We start from the raw sequence: 17560 nt of genomic DNA on the forward strand, positions 1-17560 counted from the left end.
AGAGTAACCCTTTATTAATCTAAAAGAGAGGCAGGTTAGGTGAAAGCTGCTAGAAGCTTACTGGGCGAAGATCATCTTCTAGTCTAATAAATGAATTATTAGTTTATTACGTTACAATTGCGTTAAATTGTTTATTAAAACGGTGGACCGTCCTTTTTAAGGACGGTTTTATTTTTTGAAAATTTACAAAAAAAGGAGTTAGTAATGTCAGAATTCAAATCTTTAGACAGTAAAAATGTAAGAGAAAGGGAAGCGGTATTAGAAAAATATTGGCAAGATATCGACCTCTTAGACGAAACCTTCAAAACAAGAGAAGATGCCGAGGAATATATAATCTTTGATGGCCCACCAACAGCCAATGGTAAGCCAGGAATCCATCACGTTATAGCCCGTACCTTAAAGGATATGACAAGTAGATACAAAAACATGAAAGGCTACAAAGTTTTAAAAAAGGCAGGTTGGGATACCCATGGTCTTCCAGTAGAAATTGAAGTCGAAAAATCCTTGGGCTTTCATGACAAAAACGACATAGAAACCTATGGTATAGAGAAATTTAATAAGCTTTGCAAGGAATCTGTTTGGAAATATTCAGACCTTTGGAGAGAAATGTCAGATAGAATGGCCTATCTCTACAATATGGACGAGCCATATGTAACAATGGATAACAACTACATCGAAACAGAATGGTATCTTCTAGATCAAGCCTTCAAAAAAGGTTACATCTACGAGGGAGCAAAGGTTATGCCATATTGCCCTCGTTGTGGTACAGGTCTTGCAAGCCATGAGGTTGCCCAAGGCTATCAAATGGATAAGACTATAACCCTTACAGTTAAATTCAAGAAAAAAGATACAAAAAACGAATACTTCCTAGCTTGGACAACAACCCCATGGACCCTTCCATCAAACGTAGCCCTATCCGTTCATCCAGAATTAACCTATGCCAAAGTTTTCGTAAAAGAAGATGACGCATATTACTATTGTGCCAAATCTCTTGTAGAAAAACTTATGGGAGAAAGGGAATATGAAATCGTAGATGAATTTCCTGGAAAAGATATGGAATATTGGCAATATGACCAACTTATGCCTTATGTAAAAGTTGGTGAAGATAGGGCCTTCATAGTAACCCTTGCCGATTATGTATCAGCAGAAGATGGTACAGGAATAGTTCACTCAGCACCAGCCTTTGGTGAGGACGACTATCAAATAGGAAGAAAATATAATCTTGCCTTCGTTCAACCAGTTGACCTAGAAGGAAACTTTACAGAAACTCCTTGGAAGGGCGAATTTATCTTCGATACCAACGAGAAAATCTGGAGACACCTCCAAGAAGAAGGAAAAGTTTTTGCTAAAGAAACTATAGAGCACAACTACCCACACTGCTGGAGATGTCATACCCCACTTGTATATTACGCAAAACCATCTTGGTATATAGAAATGAGCAAATTCTCAGATGCTATGGTTAAAAACAACAACGAAGTTAATTGGTTCCCACAAACCATAGGCGATAAGAGATTCGGCAACTGGCTAGAAAATGTCAAGGACTGGGCTATATCAAGATCAAGATATTGGGGGACTCCATTAAATATTTGGAAATGTGATGATTGTGGCCACACCGATACAGTTGCTTCAAGAGCTGAGCTTAAAGAGCGTGCGATCGAGGACATATCAGAAGACATAGAACTTCACAGACCATATGTTGACAATGTAAGTATTAAGTGCGATAAGTGCGGAGGAGTAATGCACAGGGTGCCAGATGTAATAGACGTTTGGTTTGACTCAGGAGCTATGCCATTTGCCCAAATCCACTATCCATTCGACAAGAGCCAAAAACTTGACAACTACTTCCCAGCAGATTTCATATCTGAAGGAATTGACCAAACAAGGGGATGGTTCTATTCCTTAATGGCAATATCAACCATCACCCTAGGAAAAGCACCTTACAAAAACGTCCTAGTTAATGACCTTGTAGTCGATAAAAATGGTCAAAAAATGAGTAAATCAAGGGGCAACACCCTAGACCCATTTGCCCTCTTTGACAAATATGGAGCAGATGCCGTAAGATTCTACTCCCTCTACGTTTCTCCACCATGGATGCAAACAAAATTTGACGAAAAGGGTCTAGTCGAAGTTAAAAACAACTTCTTTAGAACCTTCGAAAATGTCTACAACTTCTTCGCTCTTTATGCCAACACCGATAAGCTAAGCGCAGAAGAAATTGCAAAATTTGAAGATGGTCAACTAGAAAAAATAGACAAGTGGCTCTACTCTAAGCTAAATTCCCTAATCAAAAACTACACCGAAGCCATGGAAGTCTTTGATTACAACAAAGTCGTTCACATGATATCAGACTTTGTAGTAGAAGACTTATCTAACTGGTATATCAGAAGAAATAGGAAGAGATTCTGGTCAAAAGACCTAACAGCTAGCAAAAAAGCCGTATATAAGACCACCTTTGACGCCCTACTAACCATATCCAAGCTAATAGCTCCAGTAACACCATTTATAGCCGAAGAAGTCTATAGGTCACTTACAGGAGAAAAAACAGTTCACACAAGCCTCCTTCCAGAAGCAAATGAGAGCTTGATAGACACACAAATCGAATCTAGCATGGACCTTGTAAGAAAAATAGTAAACCTAGGACGTGCTTCAAGAGAAAAAGAATCAATCAAGGTTCGTCAACCTCTATCAAAAATCATAGTAGATGGAGCCTACAAAGATAAAATCGCAGAGCTTACAGGCTTAATCAAAGAAGAGCTAAACATCAAAGAAGTCGACTTCGAAAATGACCTATCAGATTTTATGGACTACTTCCTAAAACCAGACTTTAGAGTAGTAGGAAAAATCTTCCAATCCAAGGTTAACGACTTTGCCAAATTCCTAGCAAGTGTAGATGCCAAAGAATTTATAGAAGCTGTAGAAAAAGCTCCACAAGAAATCACCCTAGCAGATACAAAATATGAGGTAAGCAAAGACTATCTCGACATAAGAATCACCGCCAAAGAAGGCTTCGATGTAGAAATGGACGGCAATGTCTTTGTAATCCTAGATACAGAAATAACTAAAGACCTCCTAGACGAAGGCTACGCAAGAGAATTTACTTCAAAAGTTCAAAACATGAGAAAAGATAGTGGCTTTGAAGTAACAGATAGAATAAACATCTACTACCAAGCAGATGATGAACTAGAAGCCTCTCTAGAAAAATTCAAAGAAGAAATCAAAAAAGAAACCCTAGCAGATAAATTCGAAAGAAAAGATCTTGCTAGTGAACAATTAGAACTAAATGACAAAAAAGTAAAAATAGAACTAGAAAGAAAGTAAGAATAAAAACAAAGGGAAGCGAGGAAACTTGCTTCTTTTTTTATGGCTTGGAAAAAAATGAAACTCAAACTTATGAATATGGTAAAAATTCACGATAAAAAAAGTTTTAGTTTTAGATAAAAAGAAAAAAATGGACAAGATGAGCGAATCCATGCCAGAGATTTTAAAAATTCATGATGAAAAATATAGGGAAATTTATTGGAATATAGACAAAAATAAAAGAAATTTATTGATTTATAAATTTTCTTGAGTAAAAATATCTAAAAAAAATTAGGAATGATACAAAAACTTTTACGCTTAGGTAAAAGCTAGACGAAAAAATAGTTAGCTCAATGACAAAATAATATCAATTAAAACCTGATATTTCAATTAGGAAATTTATTTTAAGAAAAAAGTTGACTTTTACGTTAGGTAAATTGTTAATATTTAATCAAGGAAAACATTTGTATGTTTTCAAATAAGAAAAAGGAGACAAAGTGGTGGAAAAAACAAAAGATTATTCGGCTGCTGTTAGTAAAGCAGAATCCACTAAAAAAGAACTTGATAAAAAGTATTTTAATAGGGGATTGAATATCGGAATTCAATCTGGTATTTACTATGGACTTTATACAGCATTAGTAACTACAGCCACAGTATATGGAATATGGAAGTTTTGGTATTCTGGAAAAGCAGGACTTTCCTATATTACATTATCTTTTATTCTTGGAACTCTTGCGACAGGAATAAACGATTTAACATCAGCAATCTGGGCTTTAGCAAATTCAATTTTTAAAGGAAAATTTGGAGATTTTATAAAAACTTTAAAAACAAAGCCTGGAATGATAATGGTGTTTGCAGCTATAGTCGGAGGACCTATAGCAGGAGTTACATATATTCTTGCTGTTCAAATGGGAGGACCAGTTGTTATACCTATAGCAGGTCTTAATGTTGCTATCGGAGCAATTCTTGGAAGAGTAATTCTGAAACAAGAATTATCAGCAAGAACAATTTTAGGAATTGTTATTTGCCTAGCATCATCTCTATTAATAGGTGCAACAAGCCTTACTGGAGAAGTTAAAGATGGAATGATTTTAGGAATAATTCTTGCAATAATTGCAGCTTTTGGCTGGGGACTTGAAGGAGTAATAGCAGGATTTGGTACATCAATGATTGATTCTGAAATAGGAATTGCAATTAGACAAACAACATCTTCATTAGCGAACCTATTTATAGTCTTGCCAATTTTTGGATTAATCGAAGGAAGTGGAATCCATCTTATATCAAGTCTTTTCATAAAAGCTTTCACTGATCCAACTATTTTGATCTTATTTGCCAGTGGATTTTTTACTTTTATATCATTTGCTTTTTGGTATAAAGGAACTTCAATGTGTGGAGCAGCCTTGGGTATGGCATGTAATGGTACATACACTTTCTGGGGACCTTTTTTCTGTTGGATTATACTTGGAATAATTTTAAAAAATCCAGGTTATGAAATAGCACCAATAGCATGGTTCGGCTCACTTCTTATGGCATTAGGAATATTCATAATGAGTGTAAATCCGCTTGATTATTTAAAAAGAGGTAACAGATAATGAGAAGACCATTAAACTATGAAATATTAAAACATTTTACTAAGGTTGATAAGGCATCTGCAAACGATGTTTATCAAGCTTTAGAAAATGAATTTAAAGATCACAAAGCTTTTACTAAGGCAAACATAATGGAAAGTCTAATGACAGCAAAAGAAAATGGCCTAGTAGATGAAGATTCATATACGCTAATAAATGACGAACTAGTCGTATATTATAAAGCAAGCGAAGAACAAAAACAAACTATAAATTCGTATATTAAGTAGGTGAAAATATGCAGTACGAATCACAAGCAATAGGTCTTATAGAAACTTTGGGTATGTTGCCAGCTATAAAGGCATTAGATGCTATGCTAAAAGCAGCAGATGTAAAACTTGTATCCTATGAAAACGTAGGATCAACTCTAGTTACCGTAATAGTAAGAGGAGATGTTTCATCATGTATGAGTGCAGTAAAAGCTGGAGTAGCTGAAGGCGAAAAAATTGGAAAAATAACAGCTCATAATGTTATGAAACGACCAGTAACAAATGTAAGCAAGGTAATATCAGTTCATAAAGTTGAAGATTAGGAGAAAAGATGCAAGCATTAGGAGGCATAGAAACTTTCGGTTTAGTATATGTGCTAGAAGCTGCAGATGCAATGGAAAAAGCAGGTAGTGTAGAAATTATTGGTTACGAAAACGTAGCTAGTGGATATATTTCAATACTTGTAAAAGGAGATGTGTCAGCAGTTGAATCAGCAGTACAAGCAGGAGTTAAGGCAGTAGAAGCTATGGGAGCAGAAGTTTACTCGTCATTAGTAATACCAAGCCCACATCCAGAATTAGAAAAAGTAACCGAAATTTATAATTTAGATAATTTGATTTAAGGGGTGGACTATGAAAGTAATAGATACAGATCTTCTTTCGATTCAACAAGCAAGAATTTTATTAGAACAGGCAGAAAATTCTAGGGAAATTCTTCTTGGCATTGACAAAGGAACAAGAAATGAACTATTAAAAAAAATAAAACAATATTACAAAACTAACATAGACCAACTTGCAAAAATGTCTTTTGAAGAAACATCATATGGAAAATATGAGGATGAGATAAAACTTGGAAATTATTATTTAGATAATTTAGATGATGAACTAAATGCCTATCCTCAAATATTCGACATAGTAAATGGAAAAAATTCAAAACAAGTGGCTCTTTCAAAAGGTGTTAGTCTTGTATTCATAGCCCCATACCTATCAACACTTACTAGTTTTCAAGCCATATATTTTGCGATAAGAGCTTTAAACCCTCTTATTGTAGTAAGTGATTTACGATGTGAAAAGACTGTAACAAAAATGGTTGAAGATATAAAAAAAATCCTAAAAGAAAATTTTTATCCAAGAGGTTTTTTAGATATTTTAACCTATAACTCGGACTTAGGAGAAAAAACTTTATATGAAAGTGAAAAAGTTTCATTCATATTAGAAAATCTTCTAAGCGAAAACAAAAGAAAAATACAAAACGATAAGGCTCAAATTTTTAAAGCGGAAATAGGAAATAACATAGTATTTATCGACAAAGATTGTGATATAGATAAGGCAAGTCGTGAAGTTATAAATTCAAAAACATTTAATAACGGCCTTTTGCCAGGAGTAGAGCAATCAATAGTAGTAGAAGAAAATGCTTATGAAAAGGTTGTAGAAAAATTCAAAGAATATGGAGCGTATTTTCTAAGTAAGGACGAACATATAAAACTTGAAAAAATATTATATGATCAAGACCATAATTGCAGAAAGGAACTTATAGGAAGAAGCGCAAGGCAAATCGCCGAAATTGCAGGAATAAAAGTTGATTCAGATACAAAAATTTTAGTTGTTACAAAACCATACGTATCAGAAAAAAGCCCTTATTCAAAAGAAAAATATAATCCTATACTTTCCCTATATATAGAAAATGATTGGTTAAATGCTTGCGAAAAATGCGTTGAATTAATTTTAAACGACAAAAAAGGTCAAAGCCTTTCAATATATTCCAACGATGCATATGTGATAGAACAATTCATAGAAAAAAAACCTGTAGCAAGAGTTTTAGTAAACTCTCCAACTGGTTTAGGCTCAGTAGGAATAGGAACAAACCTTCCCATAAGTTTTAGCTTATCAACAAAAAAAATAGAAGGATGCGAACAAACATCACTAACACCAAATCATTTTATGAAATTTAGAGAAATAGGTATATGTGATCAAAAAGATATAAGCTCCTTTTTAAGCGAAAAAACTGTCAAAAAAGATAGAGATTTATTTGAAAAAATACTAAATTCATTAGAAAAAAATTATTAGGAGGAGAAATGGACTTAAAAGAATTTTCTAAGAAATTGGCAATTGCAACAGAGCATATGTCAGATTCAGAAAAAGAAAGTGTACGCAAGTTATTCGAAAAAGTACAAGACCAATTAAACAAAGAAGATAACAAAAATTGTGATTTAAGTGTGGGAATACAAAGTGAGGGAACACAAATTCCTAACGGACCTACTCAAAGACTTATTGATTTAAAGGCAAACTTTTTAAAACAAGTTCCAACTATAACCTTGCATAGGGCAAAAATAGTAACAGAACTAACAAAAGAAAATCCAGGAATGCCCAAAAATGTATTAAGAGCAAAAGCCTTTAGAAAAAATTGTGAAACAGCACCACTTGTTATTCAAGATAATGAATTAATAGTAGGTTCACCTTGTGGAGCCCCAAGAAGCGGAGCATTTTCTCCAGATATTTCTTGGAGATGGTTAAGAGATGAATTAGATACAATTGAAAATAGACCTCAAGATCCATTCCACATTTCAGAAGAAGACAAACAATATTGTAAAGATGTATTATTCCCATTTTGGGAAGGAAGAAGTCTTGATGAAGTTTGTGAAGACCAATATAGAGATGCAGGAGTATGGGAATTATCAGGAGAATCTTTCGTATCAGACTGTTCTTACCACCAAGTAAACGGAGGAGGAGATTCAAACCCAGGATATGATGTAATCCTAATGAAAAAAGGAATGAAAGATATCCAACAGGAAGCAAAAGATCACTTAGAAAAACTCGATTATTCAAATCCAGAAGATATAGATAAAATTTACTTCTACAAGTCAGTTATTGAAACAACTGAAGGAGTAATGATTTATGCTAAAAGACTAAGTGAATATGCAAATGAATTAGCTCAAAAAGAAACAAACCCAAAAAGAAAAATGGAATTGGAAAAAATAGCAGAAGTAAATGCTCACGTTCCAGCAAATAAACCTAGAACATTTTGGGAAGCAATTCAAGCAGTGTGGACAATAGAATCCTTGCTTGTAGTTGAAGAAAACCAAACAGGAATGTCAATAGGAAGAGTTGACCAATATATGTATCCATTCTACAAAGCGGACATTGAAAGCGGAAGAATGAATGATTACCAAGCTTTTGAACTTGCAGGATGTATGCTAATAAAAATGAGCGAAATGATGTGGCTAACAAGCGAAGGTTCATCAAAATTCTTTGCAGGATACCAACCATTCGTTAATATGACAATCGGTGGAATCACAAGAGAAGGTGTAGATGCAACAAATGATTTAACATATCTTTTGATGGATGCAGTAAGACATGTAAAAGTATATCAACCATCACTTGCAACAAGAATACACAATAAATCCCCAGAAAAATATTTGAGAAAAATCGTAGACGTAGTAAGAGCTGGAATGGGATTCCCTGCTTGCCACTTTGATGACACTCACATAAAAATGATGCTTGCAAAAGGAGTAAGCGTAGAAGATGCTAGAGATTATTGCATGATGGGATGCGTTGAACCACAAAAATCCGGAAGATTATATCAATGGACATCAACTTCATATACACAATGGCCAATAGCAATAGAATTAACATTAAACCACGGTGTTCCACTTTGGTATGGAAAACAAGTTACACCTGATTTAGGAAGTCTTTCAAACTTTGATACTTGGGAAAAATTTGAAAAAGCTGTAAAAGAACAAGTTTCATATATAACAAGATTAACTGCAGCAGCAACAACAATTTCTCAAAGAGTTCACAGAGATATGGCACCAAAGCCTTTAATGTCAATAATGTATGAAGGTTGTATGGAACATGGTAAAGATGTATCAGCAGGTGGAGCTATGTATAATTTTGGTCCAGGAGTTGTATGGTCAGGACTTGCAACTTATGCAGATAGTATGGCAGCAATTAAAAAATTAGTTTATGACGATAAAAAATATAGCCTAGAAAAACTAAATGAAGCTTTAAAAGCAGAATTTAAAGGCTATGAACAAATCAAAAGAGACTGCTTAGACGCTCCAAAATATGGTAACGATGATGATTATGCAGATAAGTTTTGTAACGATATTATAAACTTTACAGAAAGAGAACACGCAAAATATAGAACACTTTATTCAAGACTTTGCCATGGAACACTTTCAATATCTAACAATACACCATTTGGACAAATGACAGGAGCATCAGCTAACGGTCGTGATGCATGGACACCTCTATCAGATGGGATATCACCAACTCAAGGAGCTGATTTCAATGGCCCAACAGCAATTATAAAATCAGTATCAAAAATGGCAAATGATTCAATGAATATGGGTATGGTACACAATTTCAAAATTCAAAAAGGAATTTTAGATTCAATAGAAGGAGAAAATGCTCTTGTAACCTTATTGCGTACAGCTTGTATGTATGGAAATGGAGAAATGCAATTTAACTACTTAGATAATGAAACTATGCTAGATGCCCAAGCTCATCCAGAAAAACACAGAGATTTAGTAGTTCGTGTTGCTGGATATTCAGCATTCTTCGTTGAATTATGTAAGGATGTTCAAGACGAAATTATAAGCCGTACAATGCTTGAACATTTCTAAATTAGAAAGGAATATAAATGGATGTAGATTCAAAAAAAGAAGGGATTGAAAGAACTGCTAGAATTTTCAATACTCAAAAGTACAACGTCCATGATGGTCCAGGAGTAAGAACTTTAATATTTTTCAAGGGTTGCCCACTTAGGTGTAAGTGGTGCTCCAATCCTGAAGGATTAAAAAGCGAATATCAAGTAATGCTTAAAAAAAATGCATGTATAAATTGTGGTCAATGTGTTAATGTTTGTCCCAAAAAAATTCATTATATGGAAAATGGCATACACAAAGTTCATAGAGATATAACTTGTATAGGTTGTAGAAGATGTGAAAAAAATTGCCTTCAAAAAGCCATAGAAATTGTTGGTGAAGATAAAACAATAACAGAATTGATGGATGTTGTTAAAGAAGATAAAGATTTTTACATGATGAGCGGTGGAGGGCTAACAGTTGGCGGTGGAGAATGCACTGCTCAAGCTGAAAGTTTAAAATCCCTACTTGAAGCAAGCCACATGGATGGAATTAATACAGCCATAGAAACTTGTGGTTACACTCCAAGAAAATCTTTAGATTTAATCAAAGATCATGTAGATTTATTCTTATTTGATATTAAGCAAATGGATCCTGTAAAACATAAATATTGGACTGGAGTAAATAATGAAAGAATCTTATCCAATTTAAGATATTTACTCGAAAATGGAAAAAAAGTTAGGGTAAGGATGCCAATTTTAAAAGGTGTAAATGATAGCCACGAAGAAATAAAAGCAGTTGTAGATTTTTTAGAAGATTTTAAATGTTTTAAAAATTTCGATGGCATAGATTTACTTCCTTATCATAGGTATGGAGTTGGCAAATATGTACAGCTTGATATGGATTATCCAATGGATTCTGAAATGGAAGGTGAATTTGCCTTGTCCAATGAACAGTTAGATGAAATCCAAAAGTGGATTGATGAAAAGAAAATCGAAGTGAATTTAGTAAGGCATTAGGTGATAAGATGGAAAATTTGCAAAGAATAGTTCAAGAATCGGTACCAGGTAAACAAATAACACTTCTTCATCTTATTTCATCTCCAGATCCATCAGTAAATGAAAAAATTGGTTTGGATAAGGGAAATGCCATAGGAATTATGACCTTAACCCCAACAGAAAGCTCCATTATAGCAGCCGATGTAGCAGCAAAGGCTGCAAGCGTTGAAGTTTGCTTTATTGACAGATTTAATGGATGCGTTCTTTTACAAGGCGATAATGAAAGCGTAAAACAGTCCCTACAAGCAGTTAAAGATACTTTTGAAAGTATGTTAAAATTTACTTCTTGTTCCGTAACAATGTCATGAGAAGAAAGTGGTTAATAGCTGGAAATGATGGAGTAGGAAAGACAAGTCTTGCAAGCTTAATTGAAGATAAAAATATCGAATCAAAAAAAAGTTTAGATCTTCAATTTAGAGAAAAAACTATTGAAGTATCAGAAGGATATATAGAAAATCCCTACTTAAATAGTGCCTTGATTATGGTTGGACAAAATCAATCTTTAGTAAATATTTTTATGATAGATTTACAAAAAGATTGTCATTTTCCACCAAATTTTGCAAAATCATTTACCAGACCAACAATTACAATAATCAATAAGATTGATCTTTATGAAGATGTAAAATTAGAAAAATTAAGACAAATAGCAAATGCTATTGGAAGTGATTATATATTTGAGATATCACTAAAGACAGGTAAGGGACTAGAAAAATTAAGAAAATATATAAAAGAAACTGAGGAAAAAAGATGCTTTTTATAACAGAAGATAATTTAAGATACAAATACAAAAAAAGCCCTTTTGACTCATACATCATTGAAGAAGGTAGTAAGCTAACTCCACAAGCTAGACAATTTCTTTTAGATTTTAGGATAGATATAGTTGATAAAACAAAGTCTAAAAACACAACAAAGAAACAAAATAAGCTTGGGGATAATCCGATTTGTAAAAATTTGGATGAGGAAAAATTAGATGAAGAAGTAAGTTTGATAATTAAAAAAGTTGCTCTTGAACTTAGAGAATTTGACCATAAATTTGCAACTTATCTAAATGACTTAGCGATAAAAATTTTTAAAAATGAAATTATAGACCTAGAGAAAATAGATTGTAAAAAAAGTGAAGCTATAGATATTTATATGAATATGAATCTTGATAATCCATATCTTAAAAGCTTTATAAGTATAGAAGAAGGTATTGATAAACTTAATAAAATTAAAGAAAAAAACAATGAAGATTTTATAGATAAAATAGCTCTTAGACTTTATATCTGGTTTATAAACATTAGCAAAGGAGGATAAGCTTATCAATTTAGAAAATGTTAATAAAGTCATAAAAGACTTCGAAGAATCAATAAAAAAGCCTATAAAAACAAAAAATAAAAAACTTTACACAGGCATAGATATAGGAACTGCTTTTATAGTTTTGTGTGTATTTGATGAAGATAAAAGACCAGTTGCAGGAGCATATGAATTTGCTCAAGTTGTTAAAGATGGAATGGTTGTGGATTATATAGGAGCTTGCGATATTGTAAGAAAGTTAAAAAAACAACTAGAAGAAAAACTAGGAGAAGAACTTCTTATAGCAGGATGCGCTATCCCACCTGGAACAGAAAATATTGACGGCGGAGCAGTAAAAAATGTAGCAGAGTCAAGTGGTTTTATAGTAGAAAAAGTTTTAGACGAGCCAACAGCTGCAAATAAATTATTAAATCTTGATAATGGAGCTGTAGTAGATATCGGTGGCGGTACAACTGGAATATCAATAGTAAAGAATGAAAAAGTAGTAAAAGTTTTAGACGAAGCCACAGGTGGAACACATTTTTCCTTAGTATTATCAGGAGCATATAAAATTGACTTTGATAAAGCAGAAGAATTAAAAAGAGATTTTTCAAAACACCAAGAAATATTTCCTGTTGTAAGACCTGTTATAGACAAAATAATTTCCATAATCGAAAATGCAAGCAAAGACCAAAAAATAGATAAAATTGTTTTGGTAGGTGGTACAGCACTTTTAAGTGGTATGGAAGATTATGTTGGTCAAAAGACAAAAATAAAAACATTAAAGCCATCAAACCCTATGTTTGTAACTCCAATAGGAATAGCTTTATCTCTTATAGAGGATTAAAAAATGGATATTAAACTTATAAAAGCACCAAGCCCAGCCACACTTGATATTATAAAAAATAGATCAAAATTCAAATTGGAAAAAAATCCTGGAGCTTTAGGGCTTGTTCAAGGGAAATTAATAGAAATGACTGTGGCAAGTGATATAGCTTATAAAACTAGTGGGGTAGAAGTAGTAGATGTTAGAGGCTCATGTCCACAAAATATGATTATGCTTGCAATAATTGGAGAGATGGAAGAAGTTAAAGTTGCCCTAAGAAATATTGAAGAAAAAATCAAGGAAAAAGATATATGGTAATTGCAAAACTTATAGGCAATGTATGGGCTACAAGAAAATACGATTCACTTAATGGTCTTAAATTTATGTTAGTAGAAATTTTAGATGGAAGTGAAAAAAATAAAAAAATAGTAGCAGTAGATACAATAGGAGCTGGTAGAGGAGATAGGGTTATTATAACCCAAGGCTCATCTGCAAGAGCAATTCTTGAGGAAAATCAAAATCAAAAAATTCCTGTAGATGCTGTTATAGTTGGAATAATAGATGAGGATTGTGATTTCTAGGAGGTTTTGATGAAAAGACTCATAAGTCAAGAAGAAGTCTTAAATAAAAAAAATGAAAAAGAAATCTATATCGATGACAATACAATAATCACAGCTGCTGCCAAAGACTTGGCAAAAGATCTTGGCATAGAATTTAAAAAATGTGATTGTAAAAATCAAAAAAATGATATAGAAGAAAAAAAAGAAAGCAAAGACCATAAACAATCATCAGCAGTCTTATCAGAAGATCAAATTTATAAGATACTAAAACAAGGTATAGAACAAGGTCTATTATCTGAAAATGATATTGAAAGGATGATAGGATAGGATGAATGAATTAAGTCAGTTGCTAGAAAGTTTAGTAGACAATTACAAAAAAAATAAGCAAAAAGTTAATATAGACCTTTATAAAATTCCTGTAGGAATATCAGGAAGACACATTCACTTATCTCAAGAAGATTTAGATACTCTTTTTGGGAAAGGATATGAGCTTACACCAATAAAAAGCCTATCACAACCAGGACAATTTGCATGCAAGGAATGCCTAACAATTGCAGCAAAAAAAGGTTGTATAGAGAAGGTTAGAATAATAGGACCAACAAGAAAAAAAACTCAAGTAGAAATACTAAGATCAGATGCCTTTAAACTTGGTATAAAACCTGTACTTAGATTATCTGGAGATTTAAAAGATACTCCAGGAGTAACAATAATAGGACCAGAAGGATCTGTTATTTTAAATGAAGGCGCAATAGTTGCTCAAAGACATATTCATTTTAATAATTTTCAAGCAAAAGAAAGGGGATTTAAAAATGGAGATATAGTTTCAATAAGAACTAGAGGCGAAAGATCAGCAGTACTTGAAAATGTAAGCGTTAGGGTTGGAGACAATGGATATCTTGATTGTCATATTGATCAAGAAGAAGCCAATGCTCTAGGCTTAGGTCCTAAAGACTTTATAGAAATTGTTATATAAGGGGTTTAGATGACAGAAAAAAAACAAGAACTAATAAGAAAAACTGAGCCTGCAAAAGATGAAGAGGCAAAGACAGAAGTAACAAAAAAAATCGCAAATAAAAATATAAAAAAAGAAGAAAAAAAGGAGAATAAAAAAATGGCACAATTAGACGCATTAGGAATGATCGAAACAAAAGGATTAGTAGGAAGTATTGAAGCAGCAGATGCAATGGTAAAAGCAGCTAACGTTACACTTATAGGAAAAGAACACGTTGGTGGAGGACTTGTAACAGTATTGGTTAGAGGAGATGTAGGAGCAGTAAAAGCAGCAACAGATGCAGGAGCTGCAGCAGCACAAAGAGTTGGAGAATTAGTATCAGTTCACGTAATTCCAAGACCACACACAGAAGTTGAGACAATCTTACCACACAAAGAATAATTGAAAATATTAATATAGAAAGAAGGTAAGTATGACAGAATTCGATTTTGATCTATCTTCAATCCAAGCGGCAAGAGATCTTGCTAGAAAAGGAGCTGAAGCAGAAAAGAAATTAAGAAATTATACATTCGATCAAATTGATAGAATTATAAAAGCAATCGCAGAAGCTGGAGAAATTCACGCAAAAGAATTAGCAGAAATTGCTGTAGAAGAAACTGGATTTGGAAAAGTAGAAGATAAAATATATAAAAACCACATGGCTAGTGGACTTTTATATGAAGAAATTAAAAATCAAAAAACTATAGGAATAGTAGATGCTGACGAAAAAGGTCAAGTTATTACTGTAGCAGATCCAGTTGGTTTGATAATGGGAATTGTTCCATCAACAAATCCAACAGCAACAGTTTTATACAATTCAATGATTGCTATAAAATCTAGAAATCCTATAATTTTTAGCCCACATCCAAAAGCTAAGATATGTACATCAAGAGCAATTGAAATTGTAAATGATGCAGCTGTAAGAGCAGGAGCACCAGAAAATATAGTACAAGGATTAACAAAACTTTCAATGGATGCAACAAATGAGTTGATGCATGCTGATGAAGTTAAATTAATTATAGCTACAGGTGGTCCAGCAATGGTAAAAGCAGCATATTCTGCTGGAAAACCAGCTATAGGAGTAGGAGCAGGAAACTCTCCAGCTTATATAGAAAAAACTGCTGATATCAAAAAAGCTGTTAGAAATATAATGGCATCAAAAACTTTTGATAACGGCACAATTTGTGCATCAGAACAATCATTGATTGTTGAAAGGTCAAATAGACAAGAAGTTATTTCAGAATTTGAAAAAGCTGGAGCATATTTCATGACTGATGAAGAATGTAAAAAAGTATGTGCCTTATTATTTAGAAATGGAACTGCAATGAATCCTAACTTTGTAGGAAGAAGTGCAGAAGTTATAGCAGATGCTGCAGGAATTAGCATACCAAGTGGAACTAGAGTTCTTGTTGGTGAACAATATGGAGTTGGAAAAGAATATCCATTATCTTATGAAAAATTAACATCAGTACTTGGTTTTTATACAGTAAATGATTGGAGGGAAGCTTGTGATCTCTCATTTAAACTTTTAGAAAATGGTATAGGTCATACAATGAGCCTACATACAGAAGATAAAGAAATAGCAAGAAAATTTGCTATAAAACCAGCAAGCAGAATTCTTGTAAATACTGGTGGAACAATGGGAGGAACTGGACTTACAACAGGACTTCCAATTGCCCTAACTTTAGGTTGTGGAACAATGGGAGGATCAAGCGTATCTGAAAATGTTGGTCCAAAACACCTTGTTAATTTGAAAAAATTAGTTTATGGAACAATAGATGCTGATAGAGTTGTTGAAGAAGATAAAATATTCAAAAAATATCATGGAAATAATTCTTCATTAAATAATAACTCATTACCATGTTATGGAAATCAAGCAAAATATTTTGACTATTCAACAGGTTGTAACAGTTGTAAAACAGAAGAAGAAAGAAAATCTTCAAACTTTAATGAAACAGGTGAGATAAACTTAGAAGAATTAAAAGAAATGGTTGACTCACTAGTAAATGCCTTCAAAGGTAAATAAATAAGTTTATAAAAAAATAAAAATATAAAGGAGAAAAAAAATGAACGAAGCTTTAGGAATGATTGAAACAAAAGGATTAGTAGGAAGTATTGAAGCAGCAGATGCAATGGTAAAAGCAGCTAACGTTACTCTTGTAGGAAAAGAACACGTTGGTGGAGGACTTGTAACAGTATCAGTTAGAGGAGATGTAGGAGCAGTAAAAGCAGCAACAGATGCAGGAGCCGCAGCAGCACAAAGAGTTGGAGAATTAGTATCAGTTCACGTAATTCCAAGACCACACACAGAAGTAGAATCAATTTTACCAAAAAATAAATAAAAATCATGGAATATGATTTATCAAACTTTTATAAAGATTTAAAGCTAAAGTTTAATAAATCAAATGGCAAGGAAATTCTTCTATTTTTGATGGGAGAATTTTCCAAAACTATAAGTTTGAAAGATGAAAGAGCCATTATCGCTGTCGGTAATGAGCTCGCATCTTTTCTTAGAGTAAAGGGACAAACAGACTTTGCTTATAAGATTTATAAAGTAATAAAAAAATTAGTATTAAAGAGCTATGGATTTATTTCAAAAGACTATGCTAGTCTTTTAATAAATATTTCAAATTGTCATATAGTTGCTAAAAATTATGATCTGGCAATTGATGTTTTGTATGAAACTGAAAATATTTTAAATCAATTAGAAGATACACAATATCTTATGGCAAGTGTATATAACAATAGATCCCAAGCTTATAGGGCAAAAAATATGCTTGATTTAGCACAAAAAGATATTGAAAATGCTCTAAAAATTATAGAAAATAAAGAAAAAATAGCTGTATCTAAAATTAATCTTGCAGAAATTTTGACACTCAAAAAGAAATTTGCTGACGCCTTGGTAAATGCTAATGAGGCTATATTGTATTATGAAAAAAACAATTTAAGACTTCCTCACCTGGCTAATGCCTACGCAACAGCCGCAAATATTTATTATAATAATGAACAATATTATAAATCTGCATATTATTACGAAAAAGCTCTAGAAGTATTTGACGAAACCGTCGGCGAAGGTCCAATTAAAGATATTTTAATTAAAAACTTAAAGCAAGCTAAAAAAAAGGGGATATAGA

The 17560-nt window shown here is 32.9% G+C and carries 20 protein-coding genes; all 20 read left to right on the top strand.

The window, feature by feature from the left end:
* The first annotated feature begins 204 nt into the window (after nucleotides 1-204).
* Nucleotides 205-3318: an isoleucine--tRNA ligase gene (ileS, locus tag HMPREF0077_RS07660; protein ID WP_004837429.1), complete on the top strand. Its 3114-nt coding sequence runs from the start codon at nucleotides 205-207 to the stop codon at nucleotides 3316-3318.
* 476 nt (nucleotides 3319-3794) lie between these two features.
* Complete coding sequence (locus HMPREF0077_RS07665) at nucleotides 3795-4889, top strand: hypothetical protein (RefSeq protein WP_004837431.1); 1095 nt, start codon at nucleotides 3795-3797, stop codon at nucleotides 4887-4889.
* Complete coding sequence (locus HMPREF0077_RS07670; protein ID WP_004837432.1) at nucleotides 4889-5152, top strand: hypothetical protein; 264 nt, start codon at nucleotides 4889-4891, stop codon at nucleotides 5150-5152. The genes HMPREF0077_RS07665 and HMPREF0077_RS07670 overlap by 1 nt, the downstream gene beginning before the upstream one ends.
* A gap of 8 nt (nucleotides 5153-5160) precedes the next feature.
* Nucleotides 5161-5454, top strand: coding sequence for a BMC domain-containing protein (locus HMPREF0077_RS07675; protein WP_004837433.1), 294 nt, complete (start codon nucleotides 5161-5163; stop codon nucleotides 5452-5454).
* 8 nt (nucleotides 5455-5462) lie between these two features.
* Entirely contained in the window at nucleotides 5463-5753 is a 291-nt protein-coding gene (locus tag HMPREF0077_RS07680) for a BMC domain-containing protein (protein WP_004837434.1), read from the top strand.
* Nucleotides 5754-5763: 10 nt separating this feature from the next.
* The gene (locus tag HMPREF0077_RS07685; protein ID WP_004837435.1) at nucleotides 5764-7197 is read left to right on the top strand and encodes an aldehyde dehydrogenase family protein; all 1434 of its coding nucleotides are present in this window, start codon (nucleotides 5764-5766) and stop codon (nucleotides 7195-7197) included.
* A gap of 8 nt (nucleotides 7198-7205) precedes the next feature.
* The gene (cutC, locus tag HMPREF0077_RS07690; RefSeq protein ID WP_004837436.1) at nucleotides 7206-9755 is read left to right on the top strand and encodes a choline trimethylamine-lyase; all 2550 of its coding nucleotides are present in this window, start codon (nucleotides 7206-7208) and stop codon (nucleotides 9753-9755) included.
* Between the two features lie 17 nt (nucleotides 9756-9772).
* A complete protein-coding gene (gene cutD, locus HMPREF0077_RS07695) occupies nucleotides 9773-10735 on the top strand; it encodes a choline TMA-lyase-activating enzyme (protein ID WP_004837437.1) in 963 nt (320 codons plus the stop codon).
* An 8-nt stretch (nucleotides 10736-10743) separates the two neighbouring features.
* Nucleotides 10744-11082, top strand: a complete 339-nt coding sequence (locus HMPREF0077_RS07700; protein WP_004837438.1) for a BMC domain-containing protein — start codon at nucleotides 10744-10746, stop codon at nucleotides 11080-11082.
* Nucleotides 11079-11534, top strand: a complete 456-nt coding sequence (locus tag HMPREF0077_RS07705; protein WP_004837439.1) for a EutP/PduV family microcompartment system protein — start codon at nucleotides 11079-11081, stop codon at nucleotides 11532-11534. Before HMPREF0077_RS07700 ends, HMPREF0077_RS07705 begins: the two co-directional genes overlap by 4 nt.
* Nucleotides 11522-12070: a hypothetical protein gene (locus HMPREF0077_RS07710; protein WP_004837440.1), complete on the top strand. Its 549-nt coding sequence runs from the start codon at nucleotides 11522-11524 to the stop codon at nucleotides 12068-12070. The genes HMPREF0077_RS07705 and HMPREF0077_RS07710 overlap by 13 nt, the downstream gene beginning before the upstream one ends.
* 64 nt (nucleotides 12071-12134) lie before the next feature.
* Entirely contained in the window at nucleotides 12135-12896 is a 762-nt protein-coding gene (eutJ, locus tag HMPREF0077_RS07715) for an ethanolamine utilization protein EutJ (protein ID WP_248596447.1), read from the top strand.
* 3 nt (nucleotides 12897-12899) lie between these two features.
* Entirely contained in the window at nucleotides 12900-13193 is a 294-nt protein-coding gene (locus tag HMPREF0077_RS07720; protein ID WP_004837442.1) for a BMC domain-containing protein, read from the top strand.
* Complete coding sequence (locus HMPREF0077_RS07725; protein ID WP_004837443.1) at nucleotides 13187-13456, top strand: EutN/CcmL family microcompartment protein; 270 nt, start codon at nucleotides 13187-13189, stop codon at nucleotides 13454-13456. The genes HMPREF0077_RS07720 and HMPREF0077_RS07725 overlap by 7 nt, the downstream gene beginning before the upstream one ends.
* Before the next feature lie 9 nt (nucleotides 13457-13465).
* Complete coding sequence (locus tag HMPREF0077_RS07730) at nucleotides 13466-13762, top strand: hypothetical protein (protein WP_004837444.1); 297 nt, start codon at nucleotides 13466-13468, stop codon at nucleotides 13760-13762.
* Nucleotide 13763: 1 nt separating this feature from the next.
* Nucleotides 13764-14408: a phosphate propanoyltransferase gene (locus tag HMPREF0077_RS07735; protein WP_004837449.1), complete on the top strand. Its 645-nt coding sequence runs from the start codon at nucleotides 13764-13766 to the stop codon at nucleotides 14406-14408.
* 138 nt (nucleotides 14409-14546) lie between these two features.
* Complete coding sequence (gene eutM / locus HMPREF0077_RS07740) at nucleotides 14547-14828, top strand: ethanolamine utilization microcompartment protein EutM (RefSeq protein ID WP_040349628.1); 282 nt, start codon at nucleotides 14547-14549, stop codon at nucleotides 14826-14828.
* A 31-nt stretch (nucleotides 14829-14859) separates the two neighbouring features.
* On the top strand, nucleotides 14860-16452 hold the full coding sequence (locus HMPREF0077_RS07745) for an acetaldehyde dehydrogenase (acetylating) (protein WP_004837453.1): 1593 nt from the start codon (nucleotides 14860-14862) through the stop codon (nucleotides 16450-16452).
* A gap of 40 nt (nucleotides 16453-16492) precedes the next feature.
* Nucleotides 16493-16768 carry an ethanolamine utilization microcompartment protein EutM gene (gene eutM / locus HMPREF0077_RS07750; RefSeq protein ID WP_004837454.1) on the top strand — a complete coding sequence of 92 codons (276 nt, stop codon included), beginning with the start codon at nucleotides 16493-16495 and terminating at the stop codon, nucleotides 16766-16768.
* Between the two features lie 5 nt (nucleotides 16769-16773).
* The gene (locus HMPREF0077_RS07755; protein WP_004837456.1) at nucleotides 16774-17559 is read left to right on the top strand and encodes a hypothetical protein; all 786 of its coding nucleotides are present in this window, start codon (nucleotides 16774-16776) and stop codon (nucleotides 17557-17559) included.
* The last annotated feature ends 1 nt before the right edge of the window (nucleotide 17560 follow it).

It is taken from the genome of Anaerococcus tetradius ATCC 35098, from assembly GCF_000159095.1.
In the GTDB taxonomy this organism is placed as follows: domain Bacteria; phylum Bacillota; class Clostridia; order Tissierellales; family Peptoniphilaceae; genus Anaerococcus; species Anaerococcus tetradius.